Origin of the sequence: Flavobacterium difficile (assembly GCF_011392115.1) — a bacterium.
Classification (GTDB): Bacteria; Bacteroidota; Bacteroidia; order Flavobacteriales; family Flavobacteriaceae; genus Flavobacterium; species Flavobacterium difficile.
Genome location: NZ_JAAJBT010000002.1, coordinates 413,721 through 436,402, shown reverse-complemented (window position 1 = coordinate 436,402; position 22,682 = coordinate 413,721). Strand labels below are relative to the sequence as shown.

The following is a 22,682-nucleotide window of genomic DNA, read 5'->3' as shown; positions in this document are numbered from 1 at the left end:
AATAATTTTACCAGATGAGTAAATGTGAACAATGTATAGTAAGAGAGTTTAGTGCTTTAAAGGCGTTAAACAAAGACGAGTTAATCAGAATGGCTGATTGCAAGACTTCGTACGTTGTAAAAAAAGGAGAAACCATTTTTGATGAAGGTGATTTATTAAATGGGATTTACTGTATTAAAGATGGGATTTGTAAGTTATCCAAGTTAAGCGATAATGGAAAAGACCAAATAGTAAAATTGGTAAAAAAAGGAGAATTATTAGGACAACGTTCCTTAATTAGTGAAGAATCTACGAATTTGAGTGCTGTAGCTGTTGAAGACATGCAAGTTTGCTTTATTCCGAAACAAGAAATATTAAAATTTTTTAATGAGAACAATCAATTTTCATTGAACATGATGAAATCGGTTTGTGGTGATTTAAAAGACGCTGATGACGGAATGGTAAATTTGGCTCAAAAAACTGTAAAACAACGTTTGGCAGAAACACTTTTAAAATTAGAATCCGATTTTGGAACTTTTGAAGATGGAAGTTTAAAAATTCAATTGTCACGTGAAGAAATTGCAGGAATGATTGGTACCGCTACAGAAAGTTGCATCCGATTATTATCTGAATTCAACAAAGAAGGTTGGATTTCTTTACAAGGTAAAAAGATTAGCATCATTCATAAAAAAGAATTACAAAGAATGATTTAGTTTGGTATTGAAGAGCCAAGTAAAAAGTTAAAAGAGCCAGGTGAAAAGAGCCAGGTGAGAAGAGCCAAGTGAAAAGTGGAAAGAGCCAGGTGAAAAGTAAAAAGAGCCAAGTGAAAAGTTAAAAGAGTCAAGTAAAAAGTGTAATTTACGAAATTTAAACCTTTGTGAACTTTGCGGTTAAAAGAACCCATTATTCAAAACATGAACGATAATTTTATAAACGAATTCTTCGGAATCGGCATACAAAACGGAAAAACGCCAGAAAATTTAGGCATGCTTTGGCGTACGGCTCAAAACTTTGGCGCAAGTTTTATTTTTACGATTGGAAAACGTTATGCCAAACAAGCTTGTGATACGCATAATGCTGTAAAAGCGATTCCTTATTTTCATTACGATACTTTTGAAGCTTTTTACGAAAACTTACCAAAAGGCGCCCGATTAGTTGGTGTGGAACTCGACGATACAGCCGTAGCTTTGGAAACTTTTCATCATCCACAACGTTGTGTCTATTTGTTAGGTGCAGAAGACCATGGTATGACCAAAAAAGCCATGGAAAAATGCCATCATTTAGTCAAATTTAAATCGGAGAAAAGTTTAAATGTTTCTATAGCTGGAAGTATTGTTCTATATGATAGAGGTTTGAATAAGCCTAGGATTTAAATCAAACTGAATTCCTGTAGTTCTAAATGACTTACTTTTTTTTTTAATTTACTATACCCATTAAACCTTTACACGTTTTTAGGGTCAAAACCTAAATTTAAAAGTATGAAAACTAAAAGTATCTTATTTACCCTATTTATTTTTACTTTTATGATCTCTTGTGAGAAAGAGAACACAGCTTCCAACAATCAAGAAAGTACTGCCTATCGAAAAACGATGACTGTTTCGTACAACAACTTAGATGTAGATGTGATTGTTGATAAACCCATCCAAAATGAAGTAGATGTATTAGTAGTATTTCATGGAACTGTACTATACGATTCTGAAATACTAAATGCTGCAAATACTATTTTAGATAATTTTAAAAACATTTTGGATAGAAATGACATGATGCTTGTTAGTGTTGCCTATCCTGGTGAAAATTTATTACTTGGTGACACTATAACTTATGCCGAAGCAGCTTTATTATGGGTAAAAAATAACGCTAGTGAACAATTGGGAATTACCATAAATAAAGTTTTTTTAGCAGGTCATTCACAAGGTGGCTATTTAGTTACCCGATTAAATACCATGCATCAAACTAATGGTGTTATTGCAAATGCGCCTGGTCCTTTAAATTTAGTATACAGATGTCAATTAGAAGAAAATGGACAAATTCCAACTGGAGTTACCTGCACTAAATTAAAAAATGTTTACGGCACAACCACTTCCAATCCTAATGCTTATATGCAACGATCATTATTAAACTTTACAAATGGCTTTCAATCAGACATTCTATTTGTGCAAGGTTTAAATGATTCACCTATTCAAATGTATTCTTGGCCAAGTTTTAAAGTAGATATTTTGTCTTGTACTTCTTGTCAAAACAGTTCATTTGTGGAAATTCCTGGTGGCGAACATGCTTCTTTATTTTCGAGTCCTTTAGCTAAAACTGCTTTTAATAATTTTATTGCTTCACATTAATTTTTAAAAAATTTTACTCCAAAATTTCAATGCGTAGGGCTCTCAAAAAATCTTCGCCAGCTGGCAAATGATTGATGCCTTCTTTGTTTTCTAAATTTCCGTTATGAGTTGTTGCATCTGCTAAACCGCACCAAGGTTCAATACATAAAAATGGGGCGTTTTGTTTGGTCCAAATTCCTAAATAGGGGAAATGATCGAAATTTACTTTTAGAACGGCTTGGTCTTTATTTTTTAAAATCACTTCATTTGATTTTAAGTGTTTAAAAACCAAGGCATCTTTTTCGAATAAGGCATAATTTAATGCTATTGTGTGGTTTTCAGTTGCCATCAAAGTGGTGGTTCCGTTAAAACTTTCATTTTCTAAATGATGGGTTTCGAAAACATCTTCTTTATTGAACTGTAAGCTGTAGTCTTCAAAACTACCTTCTATAGCAAAAGCGGGATGCGCGCCAATAGAAAACGGCAACACTTCATCAGATTGATTTCTAACAAAATATTCAATGACTAATTCGTTATCCATTAACGTATATGCAATTAACAATTTGAACGCAAAAGGATACACTTCTCTTGTACTTTCTGAATCGTCTAATTCGAAAATCACTTGATGGTCTGACATTTTATGAATGGAAAACTCCCTATTTCTGGCAAAACCATGACGTGGCAATTCATAGGTTGTATCCTTCCAAGTGTACGAATCGTTTTTTAATCGCCCCACAATTGGAAATAAAATCGGAGAGGTTTTATTCCAATAGGTTTCGTCTACTTGCCAGATGTAGTTTTTGTTGTTTTTTACTAAGGTTTGTAATTCGGCGCCCACAGTATTTAGGGTGGCTGAAAGTTGCGAATTTGAAATTGTTATAATCATATTATTCTTCTGAAATACCTTTCCAGGTTCTTATTGTTTTAGACATAAAATACATTAATAGTATAGATACGAGAAAATTTACGGAAAACATTACATCTACATGATCTTTAAACGCTTTTCTGATTGGATCTACTACGCCATATTGATATACATAAACGTAATCTATATAAAGTTCTTGCATAAAATAGTAAATGAAAGGTAAAAGCATTGGAATGGACCAAATACAAATGTTTAAAATAATTTCTGAAAAGCTTTTTCCTTTTTTCCTTCTGATGATGACAAACAAATACATCCAAAAAATCAAAAAGGTTGAAATGGCAAATAATGGAAATAAAACATCCTCGTTATTAATCAGATTAGCGATAATACCATAAGCGATAGATAAAACGCCAAAAACAACAATAGAAATGAACCATTTTTTAAGGTTAGAAATTCTAAAAGTAAATACAAACACCGCTAACATAAATGCCATGCCGTTAAATATTAATAATTCAGACAATCTAAAATATCGATAAGAATAGGCATTCGAAATGATTCCATATTTATCATGCAATAAATGATGTTCTACATAAAATTTCGAATACTTAATATTATTTTCGTTCACATATTTTTCATTAAAAATGTACTTGTCCTCTTTTCGATAATTGTTTTCATAAGCATCATAGTCGAAATGATTTAAATAATACGCTTTATTGTTTTGTTGTTCCACATGATAAGTATATGGAAAAATGATTTTATAATTGGTAAAGTTAGGAGCTTTAACCACTTGATTGTACCAAGTTGTTGCGTCTAAATTTGTGTGAAGTTCATGTTCTTTTACAATGGCTAAATATGATTGTAAAAACTTTAAGGTTTCCTTTTTATTACTAATAATATTTCTCTTTAGCTTCTTAACATTTGCACTATCTTCTTGATAAGAATTAATTTCAAATTTTCTACTATTTCTATTGATTAGTGAATATTTTAAATATTTTTTATTATCAAAAATCATATCGACTTTATGAAAAATACGATCATTTGAGAGGCATGCATCATGTACGGAATCATTCTTAATAGAATCTTTATAAATCATTCCCATTTTTACAGAATCTAACTCGGTTTGACTAAAAGAACCGTCAATAAAAATATCTGCTAACCCTATAATTTCACATCTTTTCTTTGCTTCTTCATAACTAAAATAACTTCTATTATGAAGCTGTACGCCTATTTTATAAACTATGAAAAAATTAAAAAACAGTATAAAAATTACAACCACTTGAATGAACTCAAAAAATAAGGCATTTTTACTTTTTAAATAAATGGCTTTAAACGAATTGTTTTTAGAATAAAACCAAAACCACAATAATAGTAGTATTGTTGCAATTAAAAATCCGAAACCTAAAACTTCTGAATCATTATCTCCATAATAATATTCACCTGTAAAATCGATAGTTCCATCATAGTAGCCAATCAAAAAATAAATCAGGTTCATGGCAATTCCAATCACCATCATTGGAATAAATTTTGTGTTCCATAGTAATGGATATTTTAGCAATAATTGCTTTTGAATGTTTTGAAACATATGCTTTTATTTTACGAAAAATCTTCGGGTAGAGTTAGTAATATTTCTTAAATAGTTGACTTCAATTTGCTCATGAATAAGTGTTTTCATAAACGTAGCAATTGTGACTTCAATAGGAAAAGTTCCGATTAAAGTACCGCCATTTTGTTCTAATGAAAGCAACTGAAGTTTCGCTAATTTCTCCTTTAAAACACTAATAGATTCTGTAGTTTCAAACTCAACCATAAAGCATTTTTCTTCAGTAGTATCTTCTTTTAAATTGCGTTGTATTCCTTGTTTTAAAAACACCACTTGATTGGACGTTTTTTCGACTTCATACAATTGTTGCGAACTCAACACAATGGCAATTGGTCGGAAAGGCGAATTGGCAATGTTTCTGAAATCGTCTAAAACGGTTTGTTGGGCTAAAATATCTAAATTTGCCAAAGGTTCATCAATCAGTAAGATTTTAGGTTTACGAAGTAACATTCTGGCCAATTCGAAACGCATTTTATATCCTGATGACAAGCCATTCCAATTGTAATTCCTAAATTTTCGAAGGCCTAATCGTGTCACAACTAAATCGACTACCAAGTTATTTTCTTCTGGTTTGTAGCCGTAACAACTCGCCGTAAATTCTAAGTTTTGATACATGCTGCCGCGCCAAGTATCGGTACGTTGTGGAATGTAAACTAATTGGGTTCGTAAATCGTACAAATCGGAGTAGTCAAAATTGTAGTGGATGGTTCCAGAAGTGGGATGCAATTCGCCACAAATACTTCTTAATAAAGTAGTTTTTCCATTACCGTTCTCTCCTACCAAACCAATAATTTCACCCGATTTAATATCTAGATTTATAGGTCCTAAAGCGAAATTTGAATTGTAAACTTTTTTAAGATTGGCAATAGAAATAATAGTTTCCTGAGGTTGGATGGCTTTTGAAGCTAAAGACAACTGCAAATTATTTAGCAAATCTGTCAATTTTTCTTTCACTTCTGGTGAGCTTTCATGGGTATCGTACCAATCTAAAAAATCGTTAGTTTGTTTATAATGCAAAATATCTTCCGTATCTAAAGTAAAGTCGATGATGCGTTTTATAGCTTGCGCATAATTTTCAAACTGCAAAATTTCTTTTACTTCTGCAATTTGTTTTTCAAATACTGTCATAGTTATAGTATAAATTCTTTTTTTAATATTCCGTAATGCACTGAATCCCAAAACTTCCCTTCAAAATACTCATCCTCAAGGAAATGTGCTTCTTTACGGAATCCGTTTTTTAGCAATACTTTTTCTGAACCTGTATTTTTAGGATCAATTACCGCATCAATCGAATGAAATCCAACGGTATGAAATGCATAATTTAGTAGGGTTTTTACTGCTTCGGTTACATACCCTTTGCCTTCCAATTCGGGTAAAATCATATAGCCAATTTCGGTACGATAATTTTCTGGTTGGGTTCTGTAAAAGCCCATAAATCCGATAATAGTATCAGTTCCTTTTAAACAAACGCCCCAATTAATATCTGTGTTGGCATCAATTTTTGCATTCATCATGTGAATCATGGCCAAGGCTTCTTCTTCCTTTTGAAGTAACGTACGAGGAATGTATTTCATGATTTCCGGATTGCTTCTTAGTTTAAACACTTCTGGAGCATCTGAATCTTTGAGTCTTCTGAACAGTAATCGGTCAGATTCTAAGTTTGGAAAAGGATGAAAATTTATGGTTAGCATGATTTTTTACGTGTGAAATGATAACTAGTTTGATTGATGTTGTTGTTTTTGAAACACAGATTTAAGAAATACTATTAATTTACATAATTCTTTAATTTGTGTTGTCACAATTTAATTTAACCGCAAAGCACGCAAAGATTATCGCAAGGTTCGCTAAGGTTTGTATTTATATAATTTCTTTAATCTGTGTTGTCACAATTTAATTTAACCGCAAAGTTCGTTAAGATTTTCGCAAGGCTCGCTAAGGTTTTTATTTTTTAAAATTTAAATCATTTCTTTAATCTGTGTTGACCCAATTTAATTTAACCGCAAAGTTCGCAAAGATATTCGCAAGGCTCGCTAAGGTTTTTATTTTTAGAATTTAAATCATTTCTTTAATCTGTGTTGTCCCATTTAATTTAACCGCAAAGTTCGCAAAGATATTCGCAAGGCTCGCTAAGGTTTTTATTTTTAAAAATTTATACAATTTCTTTAATCTGTGTTGACCCAATTTAATTTAACCGCAAAGTCCGCAAAGATATTCGCAAGGCTCGCTAAGGTTTTTATTTTTTACCAGATTCTTGTAACAAAACATCCACTTCTTTTCCACGTTTGATATCTTCTAAAACCCATTTTAATTCTGGGTCGACCTTATTTTTTCTGTCTTCTACAGTTGGAATAATTTCTTTATCAGGAAAAATCCCTCGTCCTTCCACATCCGTTTTTCCTTTAGCACTTACTAAAGCTAAACCAATTTTTAAATTTACTTTACTGTTGGGCAACACTACTGTTGGCATTTGTGCGGCAACCGTTCCGTTAAAAGCACCACCTGTTTCTTCACCAACAAAAAAGGCACGTTTTGTAGCTTTTAAATTGGAGGAAATTACACTTGAAGCAGAAAAACTTCCGCCGTTAATTAAAACGTAAACTTTACCTTTAAAATTGTTTGGTTTCGGATCTATTGGTTTAGAAAATCGGGTACTCACTAAAAATTTGTCCCCTTCTTTTCTAACTTTAAAATAATTAATGGAATAGAAAAAAGGTGCTCCTAAAATCTTAAAAAATTTAACTACCGGTCCGCCACCTTTAAAATAGTTTAATCGAAGTTTACTTGTTCTAGAAACTACTTCGTAATCATCAATAAACACATAAGGTTCATTAACCAGATATCCGTACAAAGCAAAAATTTCATATAATCTTCCGCCTGGGTTATTTCGTAAATCGATGATTAAATTTTTAGCATTAGCAACGGATAATTTTTCAAATGACTCTTCATAAAAAGCACCAGCATTTCCGTTAGAAAAACCTCTAATAGTCATAATTGCAGTTGTACTATCGTTTTCTACAAACTTTAATTCTCTTGTGAATTGTTTAGTCTCTGCATTATAGCCATATTTACTATTAAATTTAGCTTTTTCTTTCTTTTCTTTTTTAGATAATTTTGCTTTAACCTCTTTAGATTTTGTTCCAAAAGTATCGCGTACCACTACATAAACAGAATCTTTACCTTCGTAGTTAAGTTGCAATTTCAGACTGTCTTGCACTTTCCCTTTATTGATGGTGAAAAAAGTACCAAAATATCTTCCTAAATAATGATTGAAAAAAGTTTGATTGTAACCGTCTGAAGCCACACGTTTCTTGAAGGTTGAAAGTAGTTCATTAGGCGCTTCTCCATTAACTGAAACCACTTGAGTCATTTCTTTAATGTTGTGTCGAGAACGATTTTTAGTGATGAATAATTTGTTTTCTATGTATTCAAAATCGAATTGTGAAAAAGCTGATTTTCCTTTTTTCTTTAATACGTTTTGCTCTTTTTTGGTTCGTTTTTCAAAACTTGGAGTCACACTCAAATGCCCTTGTCCGACCGCTTTTACCACCTGACTTAATTCTTTATAAAAATCTAAACCAGTCATTGGTTGTTGAATAGATTGCTTTAAACTATCAAATTTATAATCTAATTTTTCTTTAGAAATGTACCAATATAACTTTGGATGCATTTGTTTCAATTTTTTATAAGAGAAATCGACATCTTTATGAAGTTGTGCTACCGAAATAGGTTGTGCTAATTTTGCATTGAATTTTTTAGTAGACTGGCAAGAAAATAATATAAAAATACAGGTAAATACTACTATTCTTTTCATGTAAAGTTTGTTTTTTAGAGTTGAACAAATCTAACTAAAAAAAACATCATATCCATAACGGATGATCATTATGCAAACCACAAATAGAAATATTTTTCTAATGAAGGAATTTCCTTTTAAAATAGCCATTCTAGAGCCAATTATACTTCCTAAAACATTTGAAATTGCCATGATTATAGCGATTTCTATGATGTAATTCCCTTGAGAAATAAACACATAAAGTGCTGAAATGTTGGTGACACAATTAATTACTTTTGCATAAGCAGAGGCTTCTAAAAACTCAAAACCTAACAAAGCTACAAATCCTAAGACTAAAAAACTTCCTGTTCCTGGACCTAAAAAACCATCATAAAAACCTATAAGTATTCCTAAAACAATCCCGTAAAAATACTTTTTATTGTCTGATATTTTCTTTGTAGCCAGGGCCCCAAAATCTTTCTTTTTAAAGGTATAAATAGCAATCGCAATCAAAACAAAAAAGATAAAAGGTTTTAAAATATCGACATCGATTCGACTGACTAATTTCGCACCGATAAAAGAAAACACAAATGAAGTTATGGCGGTAACTGCTAATAATTTCCAATTGAATTTGACGCGTTTAGCATATTGAACTGCTGCGATTGAAGTACCTGAAAGTCCGGCAATTTTATTAGTCCCAAATGCGGTTGGCACACTGGTATTGGGAAACAAAATCATAAAAGCTGGAAACTGGATTAAGCCGCCGCCGCCAACAATGGCATCAATAAAACCAGCAAAAAGAGAAGCAAATGCAATAATTATTAAAATTGAAATGTCGTGTTGGACAAAGAGTTCAGGTAAATTCATTTGTAAATAAAAAAAAACCGACTCATTAAAGGTAGTCGGTTTTGCAAAGTTATACTATTTATTTCTTCTTTAAAATTAAAGCACAAATTAAAGAGAAAATAACACCAATAGGAAACATCTCCATGTAAGTTAGCAAAATGACTCCAATTGGTGTTTTATACATGTCTTTATATGCTTCCAATTCGGCTTTTTTTGCTACCAATTCTTCTGGAGGCGTTTCTTTTAAAGCTAAATCAGAATAATGATCCATAAAATTTGGAAAGAAATTATAATAGATAATCAACCAGGTTAACACATAAATAGTAGCAGCAATAAAAACGATTCCTACACCACATAAAAATGCTTTTCCAAATGGAAGTATTCCATTGTTTTCGTTTCTTAATTTTATAATGCCTAATACAATGAAAGTATAAGCTAAGATCATGGTAAACATACCAATAAACATATTTACCGTTTCTTCAGGATTTGACTTCATGTATAAGGCTATGCAAGACATAACTAAAGAAGCAGCCATGCCACCAAAGATTCCATACTTTAAAATAATTTTGTTCATAGTTTTAGTATTTTAAGTTGATTATCAAATATAATGAATTTCATTTAATTGTAATTATCCGATTTTTAAACCATTTTTCATTATGTGATTTGGCGCTACCAAAGAAACTGAATTTTCATCGTCAACGGCACCTAAAATTAAGCATTCACTCATAAAATTTGCAATTTGCTTGGGTGGAAAATTGATTACAGCTACCACTTGTTTCCCTAGTATATCTTCAGGTTGGTAACGTTTTGTGATTTGTGCAGCTGTTTTTTTGATACCCATTTCTCCAAAATCAATTGTGACTTTAAAAGCTTGAATTTTTGCTTCATGGAAAACCTCAGCATGTATGATAGTTCCCACACGCATGTCTATTTTTGCAAAATCTGAAAAGGTAATTTGATTCATATTTTACTTTGTTTTTGTTTTTTTAGCAGCCAATTCGTCAAGTTCAGTATAACACAATTGCTAAACGGCAACTGTTGACACTGATTGTTGAAGTCACTTTTACTTAATGCTAAAGCCTTTTTACTTAGCTCTTTTCACTTTTTACTTTAAACTTGGCTCTTTTCACTTTTTACTTGGCTCTTTTTACTTTTTACTTGGCTCTTTTTACTTTTTACTTGGCTCTTTTCACTTCAATCGCTCTAAAACGCCTTTTCGTTTCACAATGTTTTTATAATCCCATTGAATGACTTTTGATTTTTCAATCCAACGAATTACCTCTTCTTTATTAATTTGAGATGCATTGGTATATCGAATAGAAGCGTCTTTGAATTTCCCGGTTCCAATTTTTAGTTTTTCTTCTTCAAAACTGGCACCACTCCAAAACAGCAATCTCACACTATCTTTTAATTTATCGTAGCCCACAATTGGGTTTCCTTCTAAAAACCAAACTGGATGCGCATGCCAAACTTTATTTTCAGCTTCTGGAAGATGTTCCATTATTATTTCCGACAAAAGACTGCAAATTAGTCCGTCTTCTTCAATTTGATTGTGATTGTATTTTTGAATATCTGGATGCATTATTATAATTTTAATAGCCTCCAAAAACCATTCTCACAGGTAAATTATAATAAATGGCTACATTTTTATCATTGTATTTGGCAGGGCAAAATACAGTTGAAGCTGCAAAACTTTTGAATCCACGATACACCATTAAATCATATTCTAAAATCCCACATGATCTGGTGAATTTATCAAAAACTAAATTCCCTTCATTGTCAATTACAAATTGAATTGCGGTTGAAATATTGGCACTTTCATCGGACTCACCAATATACTTTTGAATGTGTTGGGCAACATTATTTCTTAAGTAATTGGCAAAACAAGTTGTTTCGTCAGTTATACTTAGTCCTAATTTTTTACAAGTATCATGTGTCGGTTGTAATAATTCTTTTGATTCCGTTAATCTTTGGCAAATATCTACAGGTAATACATCTGCTTTCTCAGGCTTCAAAGCGTTGCTAATATTGGTTTTTAGAAGTTTAAATCGGCTGATATAAAATTCATTTATTTTTTTATTAACGAAGTTGAATCTTTTATAAATATGAACTTTATCTTCTTGATATATTTTATCATAATAATTTCTATAAATTAGCCTTTTGGCTTTTTCAAAAGCTTTATACTCTGAAACGGCTTGATCATAATAGGCACTATTTTCTTCATTTGTTATTTCAATTGAACCGTCTTTATTTGGATTGGCTTTTGTTTGGAAAAACATTAAAACTTTTTGTTCTTCTTTTAAATACTCTTGAAAATCAATTTTTAAATCTTCATTTTTAATCAAATCTACTAAGCTATCATTTTTTTGAGACCAAACTGAAAAAGAAAAAAGAAAAAGAAAAAGTTTAAAAATCTTGACCCTCATGTACTATTTATTTTGAAATTGAAAACCAAATATAAAAAAGTCTAGCCATCTTTTGACAACTAGACTTAAAAATTTAATTTTAATGGTTCTTATTCCTGATTTCTAAACACCAGTTGATTATCGAAACAATCCAATAAAACAATGGCATCCGTTTTTATATTTCCTGCCAAGATTTCTTTTGAAAGTTTATTTAAAACTTCTCGTTGAATCACTCTTTTTACTGGTCGAGCTCCAAATTCTGGTTCAAAACCTTTTACGGCTAAATAGTCAATAGCTTCAGGAGTAGCCGACATAGCTATGTGTTGTTGCTCTAACATTTTGAAAACCGATTTCAGTTGTAACCCAACAATCTGTTTGATATTCGCACTTGTTAATGGTGTGAATAGCACAATATCGTCAATTCTATTAATAAATTCTGGTCGAACCGTTTGTTTCAGTAAGTTTAAAACCTCAACTTTAGCCAACTCCATTGCGGTTTCTACACTACCTTTCAAGTTGTCAAATTTCTCCTGAATAAGATGACTTCCGATGTTAGAGGTCATGATGATAATCGTGTTTTTGAAATCCGCTAAACGCCCTTTGTTATCCGTTAATCTGCCTTCATCTAAGACTTGTAATAAAATGTTAAACGTATCAGGATGTGCTTTTTCGATTTCATCTAGTAAAATTACAGAATAAGGTCTGCGTCGCACTGCTTCTGTTAATTGTCCACCTTCATCGTAACCCACATATCCTGGAGGCGCTCCTACTAAACGACTTACACTGTGACGTTCTTGGTATTCACTCATATCAATTCGAGTCATAGCATTTTCATCGTCAAATAAATAATCGGCTAAGGCTTTGGCCAGTTCGGTTTTTCCTACTCCAGTTGTACCTAAGAACAGAAACGTTCCTAAAGGTTTTTTCATGTCTTGTAAACCGGCTCGACTTCTTCTTACAGCATCAGAAATCGCTTCAATCGCTTCCTCTTGTCCTACTACTCTTTTGTGCAATTCATTTTCTAAATTTAGTAATTTTTCGCGTTCACTTTGAAGCATTTTAGTTATGGGAATTCCAGTCCATTTCGCTACAACCTCAGCAATATCTTCTTGCGTAACTTCCTCTTTTATTAACGATTTTTCGTTTTGGTTTTTAGACAATTCAATTTGCAATTCCTCTAATTTCTTTTGCGCTTCGATAATTTTACCATAACGTAATTCGGCTACTTTTCCGTATTCTGCTTCACGTTCCGCACGTTCCGCTTCTAATTTAAAATCTTCAATTTGTTGTTTGTAACTTTGAATGGCATCCACAACATCTTTTTCCGATTTCCATTTGACATAGATTTCATTACGTTGTTCTTTCAGTTCGGATAAATCGATATGTAAGATTTTTAATTTTGATTCGTCTTTTTCTCTTTTAATAGCTTCTATTTCAATTTCTAACTGCATGATTTTACGATCTAAAACATCTAATTCTTCTGGTTTAGAATTGATTTCCATACGCAATCTAGAAGCCGCTTCATCCATTAAATCGATAGCTTTATCTGGCAAGAAACGATTTGTAATATACCGTTGTGACAATTCAACTGCAGCAATTATAGCGTCATCTTTAATTCTAACTTTGTGATGTGTTTCGTATTTTTCTTTAATACCTCTAAGAATTGAAATCGCACTTTCTGTATCGGGTTCGTCTACAGTAACTCTTTGAAAACGACGTTCTAAAGCTTTATCTTTTTCAAAATATTTTTGATACTCGTCTAGAGTTGTAGCTCCAATCGCACGCAATTCGCCTCGAGCTAAAGCTGGTTTTAAAATATTGGCTGCATCCATGGCACCTTCTCCACCACCAGCACCTACTAAAGTATGAATTTCATCTATAAAAAGAATGATATCGCCATCAGCAGAAGTGACTTCTTTTACAACAGCTTTTAAACGTTCTTCGAATTCACCTTTATATTTGGCACCAGCGATAAGCGCACCCATATCTAAAGAATACACTACTTTATCTTTTAAATTTTCGGGCACATCACCATCTACGATTCGGTGTGCTAAACCTTCGGCAATTGCTGTTTTTCCTACACCGGGTTCTCCTACTAACATTGGATTGTTTTTAGTTCTTCGAGTTAGGATTTGCAACACTCTACGAATTTCTTCATCCCGACCAATAACAGGATCTAATTTTCCGCTTTTGGCTAATTCATTTAGATTTTTTCCGTATTTGTTTAAGGCATCATACGTTTCTTCGGCAGAAGATGAAGTAACTCGTTCTCCTTTTCTAAGCTCGGTAATGGCCGCTAATAAATCTTTTTCAGTTACACCTTGATCTTTTAGAATTTGGGCGACCTTACTTTTCGATTTGAAAATAGCTAAAAGAATGTGTTCTAGCGATACAAAATCATCATTCATTTTTTTAGCAATGATTACAGCTTCATTTAAAGTTGACGACGTATTTCTAGACAACATGATGTCGCCACCAGAAACTTTCGGAAAACTCTGAATGGTACTCTCAAGTATTTTTTGGAACAAATCGACATTTACATTGACTTTCTTTAAAATGAATGGCGTAACTGTTGCATCTACTTCTAAAATAGCCTTAAAAATGTGCTCGTTTTCTAGCTGTTGTTGTCCGAAACTTTGTGCAATTTGCTGTGCTAACTGCAAAGCTTCTTGCGATTTAATGGTTAAATTATTTAAGTTCATCTATTTTTGTAATTAAACTAACATTATTATATACAATTGGTATCGTATATTTGCGTAGCAATTGGTCAATATGTGTTCCAAATTAAATTAAACGACAAAATGTCTGTTTTTTGAGTATTTTTACTATGAAAAAACGACAAAATGTCTTAAAAAATGACAAATTATGAGTTTTTTTAAAAATATCTTCGGAGAAAACAAATCTGAAGACAAACAAAGTGAAAACGTGGAAGCTAAATTTTTCACCCTAAACAAGATAGAGCAATTTGATGAAATTGATGCAATTTCTCATACTAAACCCGTTGTGCTTTTTAAACACAGTACACGTTGTATCATCAGCCGAACGGTTTTGAAACAATTTGATAACGATTTTCAGTTTCCAGAAGAAAAAATAGATTGGTATTTGTTAGATTTATTGAATCATAGAGATTTGTCTAATGAAATCGCGAGTAGATATAACGTGGTGCATCAATCGCCACAAATTGTGGTGATTAAAAATGGGAAAGCTGTTTTTAACGAATCGCATGATCGTATTTCTGTGGATGATTTGAAGCAGTTTACTTAGAATTTGGGATTTGGGATTTACGATTTGGGATTTACGATTTGGGATTTACGATTTGGGATTTACGATTTGGGATTTACGATTTGGGATTTACGAAATTTTAATTTGTGATATTTGATTTTGAAATTTTAGTATATATAAAACCTTTCAGAAATGAAAGGTTTTTTTGTTTACATGTAGTTGAACGTTTTAAGCAAATCATTAAAAGTTTCCCGATGGGTTTTACTTCAACCTATTTCACATCAATAAAAAAGCACTTTTGATTTGTCAAAAGTGCTTTTTGTTTTATACAACTATTTGTTATTTCTTGACAATCTGTTTTACAAATTCTTGTCCGTCTACTACTACTCTTATAAAGTAAGTGGCTGCTGGAAATTGCGAAAGATTGATTGTTCGTTCTTTTTCTAAATTGGCTTCTTTTAAAATTCTACCGTTGCTATCCATTACAGCATAATAACTATTTTGAATTTCATTCTTGTTGATGTCTAAATTCAAAATTCCATCTGTTGGATTTGGATAAAAAGTTATAGAAATTGGTTCCTTCACCTCATTTTCTTCTGAGATTTTTGCAGTCGCGCAATTGGTCGCAGTTACCGATAATATACCGTTAGAATTATTTAAACTTCCTGCTGAATTTTTAGCTTTTACTTCATACGTATAAGTAGTACCAGCCGTAATTAAATAGGTATTTAAAAATGACGTTCCAGTTACATCAGAAGCGTATAAATTTCCATTTCTATAAATATCGTAAGAAGTTGCATTCACAGCAGCTGTCCAAGTTACATTAATAGCACTGGTAGTCCCGCTGCAAGTTGGCGTTGCTGATGCGGTAAATGCTCCAGGTGCGCATTGAATAGCAGTTGCAGATAAAGTACCATTTGAGTTGGCAACTGTACCAATATTATTTTTAGCAACCATTGCATACGTGTAAGAAGTTCCTACAGTTACAAACGTATTTAAAAATTGTGTTCCTGTAACATCAGCAGCATATAAACTTCCATTTCTGTATATATCATATGAGGTCGCGTTTGCAGCAGCCGTCCAAGATAAATTCACTCGACTTGTTGTGCCATTACATTCTGCAGTAGCTGAGATCGTAAATGCACCAGGAGCAGCACAATTTAAAGCTACAACCGTTTGGGTTCCGTTTGAATTGTTAGTTTGTGTAGTTGTTGCATTTTTAGCAACTACATAATACGAATAAGTTGTTCCTGAAGTTACAGCAGTATTGGTATATGTAGTACCTGTTAAACTACTTGCGTATAAAACTCCATTTCTGTATACATTATAGGAAGTAGCATTTGCAGAAGCGGTCCAAGTTAATTTGTTTCTTGGTGTTCCAGTACCGCTACATTCTGGAGTAACTGTAATAGTAAAAGCACCGGGAATTGGATTACAATTTGAAGCTATTACTGTTAAGGTACCATTTGAATTAGTAGTTTGTGTTGCTGTAGTGTTTTTAGCTTTAACAGAATAATTATAAGTTGTACCAGCAACAACTGCAGTATTTAAATAAGTTGTTCCTGTAATATTTGCTGCATAAACTACATTATCTCTGTATACATCATAAGATGTGGCATTAGCTGAAGTCGTCCAACTCAAAGCAACTTGTGAAGTTGTTCCGTTACATTGCGGTGTGGCTGTTAAAGTAAAACTTCCTGGTACGGCACAATTTAATGCCACTACAGTTTGCGTTCCGTTAGCATTTGAAGTTTCTGTAGCTGTAGCATTTTTCGCTACTACATAATAAGAATAAGAGGTACCAGAAGTTACTGCTGTATTGGTATAAGTAGTATTGGTTACATTACTGGCATATAAAACTCCATTTCTGTACACATTATAAGCTGTTGCATTTGCCGAAGGCGTCCATGTTAATTTATTTCTTGGTGTGGCAGTGGTACTGCATTCTGGCGTAACCGTTAAAGAAAATGCACCAGGAGCTGGAGAAGCAGCGCAAGTTAAATTCAAATTTGATTTTAACGCATTGAAATAAGACAAAGCAAAAGCATCTCTCCAAGAAGAACTGGTTAATTTTGCGGAATCTGTAGCCGAATCTACAAAACCAATTTCATTTAAACATCCAGTTGCTGCTGAATATCTCAACACTCCTAAATGATAGGCTAAGAAACTATTATCTTCTACACATCGTCTGTTATTCCATGAACCACCGGCAACCATATCGGTTTGAATTTTCTGAGCAAAAGCTATATCTGGCGGTGTGTTGGTATCGTCTTGAGTACAATAAAATGTTTCTGTTCCTGTTCCTCCACCAGCGTTGCAATGAATACTTAATAACCTGTCGGCATTCCAATTGTTTGCCATTTGGCCACGTTGTGTAACAGAAACCCAACTATTCAAATTGGTAGTTCTTGTCATGTGAACCGTCCAAGTGCAACTGTTTTGAATTAAAGTTCTGGTACGTAAACCCACTTCTAAAGACGTTTCAATTTCAATTGCGGTTCTGCCATCAGGATTATCAGAGGTTGTAGCTCCATAACCATGACCAGGATCTATAACTATAATTTGCGACTGTACATTTACTGAAAACAATACTGCCATTACTATTTTAAATATATTTTTCATAAGAATTACATTTTTAGATTAGCGGTATAAATGGCACCTGTTTTGTCATCTGTAAAAAGTATTTTATTTGCCCCCATAAAGCTTGGAAACATTTCTAATAACACTTCAGTGTTTGAAATTTTTTTAGCTTTTACTGTTTTCAGGTTGAAAAGATAAATCTCTGAATTTGTTACGTTATGACCGTCTTCGCTAGTATCTAAAAACCCTAATAAGTTTTGGCTATCTGCAGACCAAGAAGTGGCAAGTCCTGTTCCTATTTTTTGGCCTTTTCCATTTCCATAGGTATCATAAACCAAAATGTCAGCACCTTTATGAACGGCGACTTTTTTTCCATCTGGAGATAAAAGTGCGTTATAGTATTGTCCTTCTTCGGAAGTAATTACCCAACTTCTTTTGGAAATTAAATCTTTTGCTTCGATTTTAAGTGTTGTCATATTCGTATAAACAACAATTTGACTAGTTGCATTTTTTTCTTTTCCATGATAAGACGATACCATATTGCTATCGATTTCAGGCATCAGAGCTGTTACCCTTGTTTTTAAAGAATAACTGTAGACTTTTGAATCAGAAAAAAATTCATTTGCTTCTTTTTGTTTGAAATAAACCATTTCATTATTATGATCCCAAGAATACCCGTAACCACTACCCTCTTTGTCGGAAATTTGAGTGATTTCATTTGTTTTCAGATTTAAAATGTAAGTACCTCTAAAATGATGTCCGGTTACCAAAGCGAACTTACCATTAGGAGAAACTACAGGGTTGGTGTAAAATCCATCGACATCTACACGTTTCATTTTTTCCATTTTTTGAGAAAAAACAGAATGACTGTTTGCCAAAAGCAAAGCGATTAATACAATTTTTTTCATGCTTTTTTTTTTAAGATTAATTTAACAAAAATAGCATAATTTATTAAAAATCAAATTAGTGCAAAAAAAAGAACAAAAAAAAGCGCATTTGAAAATCAAATACGCTTTTTATGTTTTATGTTGTTGCTTCTTACCTTCTGAATCTATTTCCTGTGATGATTGCTTTTAATTTAGCTTTTAAATCTTCACCTGAATCGTAAACCATTTGTTCGTTGGTAGGAAATGGCACTGCTCTTCTGTCAAAATATTGAAAATACGAATCATCGCATGCGCGTTTGTCACCATTAAAGTTGGCGTAAATATAATCGAAAACAAATTCACTTGATAAAGGATATGCATCAATTAATTGTTTCGTATTTAGATCATGATACTCTACTTTAGCAGTAGTTTGTACCGATTTAAACTGAGTAAATTCGTAAATACTAGCTGTTACAGTTTTCAAATTATCCACCATTACCACATTACCTTTCTCGTCTTTAACCTGGTTTCCATTTGCATCTAAAAGAGGCTTAGTACCATCTTTTATTTGTTTTTCTTTTACAAATTGTTTTTCTCGGACTTGTTCTGGAGAAATTTTTATTTCTCTAAAATTCACAATCATGGCAAAATCATAAGTGATATTGTTTTGTTTTTTGTTGTGATAAACTGTCCATTTGTCATTGATACCGTAAGTACTAAAATCTAACATGTCCTCTTGTAAACGAACTGGAATTACCATTTGGGTATCGTTTTTGGTAGAAACTAAAACAAAATCAGTACCTTTAAATTGTGCTTGATCCATTAAGTCACGTACATCTTTATAATTAGGATTTAACCTATCTAAATAAACTAAATCATCAAAAGCCTCTCGAATGACTAACTTATTTCTTGAAGTAAGTAATTTTTTTGCATTATCATATAAATAAGCGGATAAATCAGCTTTACTAGCGATCAATTCATTAGAGTAATCATTGAAAGGAAAAATAGCATTTCTATTTTCTTTGATTAATTTTAAAGGTAAAACACCTCTAATTCTATCTTGACGGTTGTGCAATTGCGTGTATAAATTGAAGATTTTCTCTAAATTCGCAGGATTTTTTTCTTTGATTAACAACGACAATTCATTTAAATCACGTTCTTTAGCTTTAGCAAAAGCCTCCTCTAAAAGATACACGTAATCTTGATTTCCTTTCGCGTTTTTATTAATCCTTAAACCCTCTAGAGCTCGGTTAATAGCGCCATCATAATCTCCGTTACTTAACATGCTTTGTGTATTTCTTACACCACAAGAAACTAAAAATAAGGCGATAAAAAGTGTTGTAATTTTCTTCATATTCTTTTATTTTTTTTAGTTAAGACAATGACTTGCCAAAATTAAAATTTCATTTCTATGGCAGGTAATAATTTACTCGAAACTTCACCAAAACCAATTCTTACCTGATCATTTTGACAATATCCTCTTATAATTACAGTATCATTATCGTTAATAAATTTACGTTCAGAACCGTCATTCATTTTTAAAGGTTTTTGTCCACCCCATGACAATTCCAACATGGATCCGAAAGAATCTGGTGTAGGTCCGGAAATCGTTCCACTTCCCATCATATCGCCTGAATTCACTCTACACCCATTAATGGTATGATGTGCCAATTGTTGACTCATCGTCCAGTACATGTATTTAAAGTTTGAATTAGAAACTATAGTTTCTTCAGCATTTTCTGGTTGAATGGCTACTTGTAAATTGATATCGTAGGCGTGTTTACCAGTTTGTCTTAAATATGGTAAAGGTTCCGGATCTTGAACAGGTGATTCACATTTGAATGGTAATAAAGCATCTAAAGTTACAATCCAAGGTGAAATTGACGAAGCAAAATTCTTAGCTAAAAAAGGTCCTAACGGAACGTATTCCCATTTTTGAATGTCTCTTGCAGACCAATCATTGAATAAAACCATTCCGAAAATACATTCTTCCGCATTTTCTACTGAAACAGGTTCACCCATAATATTAGCATCTGTAGTAATAAAAGCCGTTTCTAATTCGAAATCTACTAATCTAGAAGGTCCGAAAACAGGTTGCGTTTCTCCATTTGGTAACGTTTGTCCGTAAGGTCTATGAACTGGAATACCACTTGGAACAATGGTTGAGCTTCTTCCATGATATCCTACAGGAATGTGCAACCAGTTTGGCAACAAAGCATTTTCTGGATCACGAAACATTTTTCCAACGTTTGTGGCGTGTTCTTTACTAGAATAGAAGTCGGTATAATCTCCAATTTGAACAGGCAAAAGCATTTCTACATCTGAAATATTGAAAATTACGATATTTTTATGCGATTCGTTATCTCTTAATTTGGGATTGGTATCTAAAAATATATCCGATAACCTATTTCTTACCAAGCGCCAAGTTTTTCTTCCGTCAGAAATAAAATCATTAAGTGTATCTTGCATGAACATATCGTCCGTCAATTCAATACCTTCAAAATACCCTAATTGTTGTAAAGCCCCCATATCGATGGCATAATCACCAATCCTTGTTCCGATAGTAATTACATCCTCTTTAGTAATAAAAACACCAAAAGGAATATTCTGAATTGGGAAATCACTATCTTTTTTAATCTCTAACCAAGATTTTCTACTTGGATCGTTGGCAAAATTTGGCATATCTATATGTTAAGTTTTTTGTTAATTATTGAGTAATCAAAATTAAACTATCCATTCAATTTACCAAACATTTTTTGTATTTTTGACAAAATTTAAATTTAATCATACAAATGCAACGCGACGAACTTATTTTTGACTTGATTTTAGACGAGCAAGACAGACAAATTCATGGAATTGAATTAATTGCTTCAGAAAACTTTGTAAGTGACCAAGTAATGGAAGCTGCTGGTTCATGTTTAACCAATAAATATGCAGAAGGATATCCTGGAAAAAGATATTATGGAGGCTGTGAAGTAGTAGATGTAGTAGAACAAGTTGCTATAGATAGAGTAAAAGAATTATTTGGCGCTGAATATGCCAACGTGCAACCACACTCGGGTTCTCAAGCTAATACTGCTGTTTTTGCTGCGTGTTTAAAACCTGGAGATAAAATTTTAGGATTCGATTTATCTCACGGTGGCCATTTAACTCATGGATCTCCTGTTAATTTTTCTGGTAAATTATACACACCTAGTTTTTATGGTGTAGATCAAGAAACCGGTTTATTGAACTACGATAAAATCCAAGAAATTGCAACCAAAGAACAACCAAAAATGATTATTGCTGGTGCTTCTGCGTATTCTCGTGATATGGATTTCAAACGTTTCCGTGAAATTGCAGATTCAGTGGGTGCCTTATTATTAGCGGATATTTCTCATCCTGCAGGATTAATTGCTAAAGGATTATTGAATGATCCAATTCCACATTGCCATATTGTGACAACAACTACACATAAAACCTTACGTGGACCACGTGGTGGATTGATCATGATGGGTAAAGATTTTCCAAATCCATGGGGATTAACTACTCCAAAAGGTGAAATCAGAATGATGAGTCATGTTTTAGACATGTCGGTTTTCCCTGGAAATCAAGGCGGACCCTTAATGCACATCATCGCTGCCAAAGCAGTAGCATTTGGTGAATGTTTAACTGATGAATTTTTCCGTTATGCCTTACAAGTTCAAAAAAATGCAAAAGCTATGGCGGAAGCGTTTAACAAAAGAGGTTATCATTTAATTTCAGGTGGTACAGATAATCACATGATGTTAATTGACTTACGCAATAAAAACATTTCTGGAAAAGAAGCGGAAAACGCATTAGTGAAAGCAGAAATAACTGTAAATAAAAATATGGTTCCTTTTGACGACAAATCACCATTTGTAACGTCTGGAATTCGTGTTGGAACTCCAGCTATTACCACTCGTGGTTTAGTGGAAGAAGACATGGAAACTATTGTAGCTTTAATTGATAAAGTAATAATGAACCATACCAACGAAGATATTTTAGAAGAAGTTGCGGAAGAAGTTAACGAATTAATGGGCGAAAGAGCCATGTTTGTTTTTTAATTTAGCTTAAAAGTGTAACAGTTTATAAATTTAAAAGGTATTACGTAAAATTGTTAAAAAGTATTGAGGTTAAAAAGTTAAAGATTTAGCGATAAATAATTTATTTAATGTTTTTAAACACTCAAAATCTTGAAACAATTTTCACATAATACCTTTTATCAATTGCAT

The 22,682-nt window shown here is 32.6% G+C and carries 20 protein-coding genes; 5 read left to right on the top strand and 15 right to left on the bottom strand.

The features are described from left to right. Positions 1–14 precede the first annotated feature (14 nt). The 3 genes from G4D72_RS04935 to G4D72_RS04925 all read left to right on the top strand — a co-directional run bounded on the left by G4D72_RS04935 (position 15) and on the right by G4D72_RS04925 (position 2,315). Complete coding sequence (locus G4D72_RS04935) at positions 15–692, top strand: Crp/Fnr family transcriptional regulator (RefSeq protein ID WP_166076510.1); 678 nt, start codon at positions 15–17, stop codon at positions 690–692. A gap of 201 nt (positions 693–893) precedes the next feature. Then, positions 894–1,352 carry an RNA methyltransferase gene (locus G4D72_RS04930; protein WP_166076509.1) on the top strand — a complete coding sequence of 153 codons (459 nt, stop codon included), beginning with the start codon at positions 894–896 and terminating at the stop codon, positions 1,350–1,352. Between the two features lie 105 nt (positions 1,353–1,457). Then, positions 1,458–2,315, top strand: a complete 858-nt coding sequence (locus tag G4D72_RS04925) for an alpha/beta hydrolase family protein (protein ID WP_166076508.1) — start codon at positions 1,458–1,460, stop codon at positions 2,313–2,315. A 13-nt stretch (positions 2,316–2,328) separates the two neighbouring features. Here the strand turns inward: G4D72_RS04925 and G4D72_RS04920 are convergent, their stop codons facing one another. The 11 genes from G4D72_RS04920 to clpB all read right to left on the bottom strand — a co-directional run bounded on the left by G4D72_RS04920 (position 2,329) and on the right by clpB (position 14,481). After that, entirely contained in the window at positions 2,329–3,180 is an 852-nt protein-coding gene (locus G4D72_RS04920; protein ID WP_166076507.1) for an aldose 1-epimerase family protein, read from the bottom strand. A 1-nt stretch (position 3,181) separates the two neighbouring features. Beyond that, positions 3,182–4,741: a hypothetical protein gene (locus G4D72_RS04915; RefSeq protein ID WP_166076506.1), complete on the bottom strand. Its 1,560-nt coding sequence runs from the start codon at positions 4,739–4,741 to the stop codon at positions 3,182–3,184. A gap of 6 nt (positions 4,742–4,747) precedes the next feature. Continuing rightward, positions 4,748–5,887 (bottom strand): ABC transporter ATP-binding protein, encoded by a 1,140-nt coding sequence (locus G4D72_RS04910; protein ID WP_166076504.1) that lies wholly within the window; start codon positions 5,885–5,887, stop codon positions 4,748–4,750. 2 nt (positions 5,888–5,889) lie between these two features. Next, positions 5,890–6,450 (bottom strand): GNAT family N-acetyltransferase, encoded by a 561-nt coding sequence (locus G4D72_RS04905; RefSeq protein WP_166076503.1) that lies wholly within the window; start codon positions 6,448–6,450, stop codon positions 5,890–5,892. A 542-nt stretch (positions 6,451–6,992) separates the two neighbouring features. Next, positions 6,993–8,570 (bottom strand): S41 family peptidase, encoded by a 1,578-nt coding sequence (locus G4D72_RS04900; RefSeq protein ID WP_166076502.1) that lies wholly within the window; start codon positions 8,568–8,570, stop codon positions 6,993–6,995. A 30-nt stretch (positions 8,571–8,600) separates the two neighbouring features. After that, positions 8,601–9,395, bottom strand: a complete 795-nt coding sequence (locus G4D72_RS04895; protein WP_166076501.1) for a sulfite exporter TauE/SafE family protein — start codon at positions 9,393–9,395, stop codon at positions 8,601–8,603. 58 nt (positions 9,396–9,453) lie between these two features. Continuing rightward, positions 9,454–9,948: a DUF4199 domain-containing protein gene (locus G4D72_RS04890; RefSeq protein WP_166076500.1), complete on the bottom strand. Its 495-nt coding sequence runs from the start codon at positions 9,946–9,948 to the stop codon at positions 9,454–9,456. 54 nt (positions 9,949–10,002) lie between these two features. After that, a complete protein-coding gene (locus G4D72_RS04885) occupies positions 10,003–10,338 on the bottom strand; it encodes a tRNA-binding protein (RefSeq protein WP_166076499.1) in 336 nt (111 codons plus the stop codon). 225 nt (positions 10,339–10,563) lie between these two features. Next, positions 10,564–10,956, bottom strand: coding sequence for a DUF1801 domain-containing protein (locus tag G4D72_RS04880; protein ID WP_166076498.1), 393 nt, complete (start codon positions 10,954–10,956; stop codon positions 10,564–10,566). A gap of 10 nt (positions 10,957–10,966) precedes the next feature. Continuing rightward, complete coding sequence (locus tag G4D72_RS04875) at positions 10,967–11,800, bottom strand: hypothetical protein (RefSeq protein ID WP_166076497.1); 834 nt, start codon at positions 11,798–11,800, stop codon at positions 10,967–10,969. An 89-nt stretch (positions 11,801–11,889) separates the two neighbouring features. Continuing rightward, entirely contained in the window at positions 11,890–14,481 is a 2,592-nt protein-coding gene (gene clpB, locus G4D72_RS04870) for an ATP-dependent chaperone ClpB (RefSeq protein WP_166076496.1), read from the bottom strand. A gap of 163 nt (positions 14,482–14,644) precedes the next feature. Between clpB and ytxJ the strand changes: the two genes are divergently transcribed. Beyond that, positions 14,645–15,043 carry a bacillithiol system redox-active protein YtxJ gene (ytxJ, locus tag G4D72_RS04865; RefSeq protein WP_166076495.1) on the top strand — a complete coding sequence of 133 codons (399 nt, stop codon included), beginning with the start codon at positions 14,645–14,647 and terminating at the stop codon, positions 15,041–15,043. A 297-nt stretch (positions 15,044–15,340) separates the two neighbouring features. On the opposite strand, the gene G4D72_RS04860 is transcribed toward ytxJ, so the two are convergent. The 4 genes from G4D72_RS04860 to fahA form a co-directional block, all read right to left on the bottom strand. Then, on the bottom strand, positions 15,341–17,623 hold the full coding sequence (locus tag G4D72_RS04860; RefSeq protein ID WP_166076494.1) for an N-acetylmuramoyl-L-alanine amidase: 2,283 nt from the start codon (positions 17,621–17,623) through the stop codon (positions 15,341–15,343). Positions 17,624–17,628: 5 nt separating this feature from the next. Beyond that, a complete protein-coding gene (locus G4D72_RS04855) occupies positions 17,629–18,489 on the bottom strand; it encodes a hypothetical protein (RefSeq protein ID WP_166076493.1) in 861 nt (286 codons plus the stop codon). 130 nt (positions 18,490–18,619) lie between these two features. Further along, positions 18,620–19,801, bottom strand: a complete 1,182-nt coding sequence (locus G4D72_RS04850; protein WP_166076492.1) for a hypothetical protein — start codon at positions 19,799–19,801, stop codon at positions 18,620–18,622. Between the two features lie 41 nt (positions 19,802–19,842). Then, positions 19,843–21,129, bottom strand: coding sequence for a fumarylacetoacetase (gene fahA / locus G4D72_RS04845; protein WP_166076491.1), 1,287 nt, complete (start codon positions 21,127–21,129; stop codon positions 19,843–19,845). Positions 21,130–21,239: 110 nt separating this feature from the next. Here fahA and glyA point away from each other — a divergent pair, with 110 nt between their 5' ends. After that, positions 21,240–22,514: a serine hydroxymethyltransferase gene (gene glyA, locus G4D72_RS04840; RefSeq protein ID WP_166076490.1), complete on the top strand. Its 1,275-nt coding sequence runs from the start codon at positions 21,240–21,242 to the stop codon at positions 22,512–22,514. Positions 22,515–22,682 lie beyond the last annotated feature (168 nt).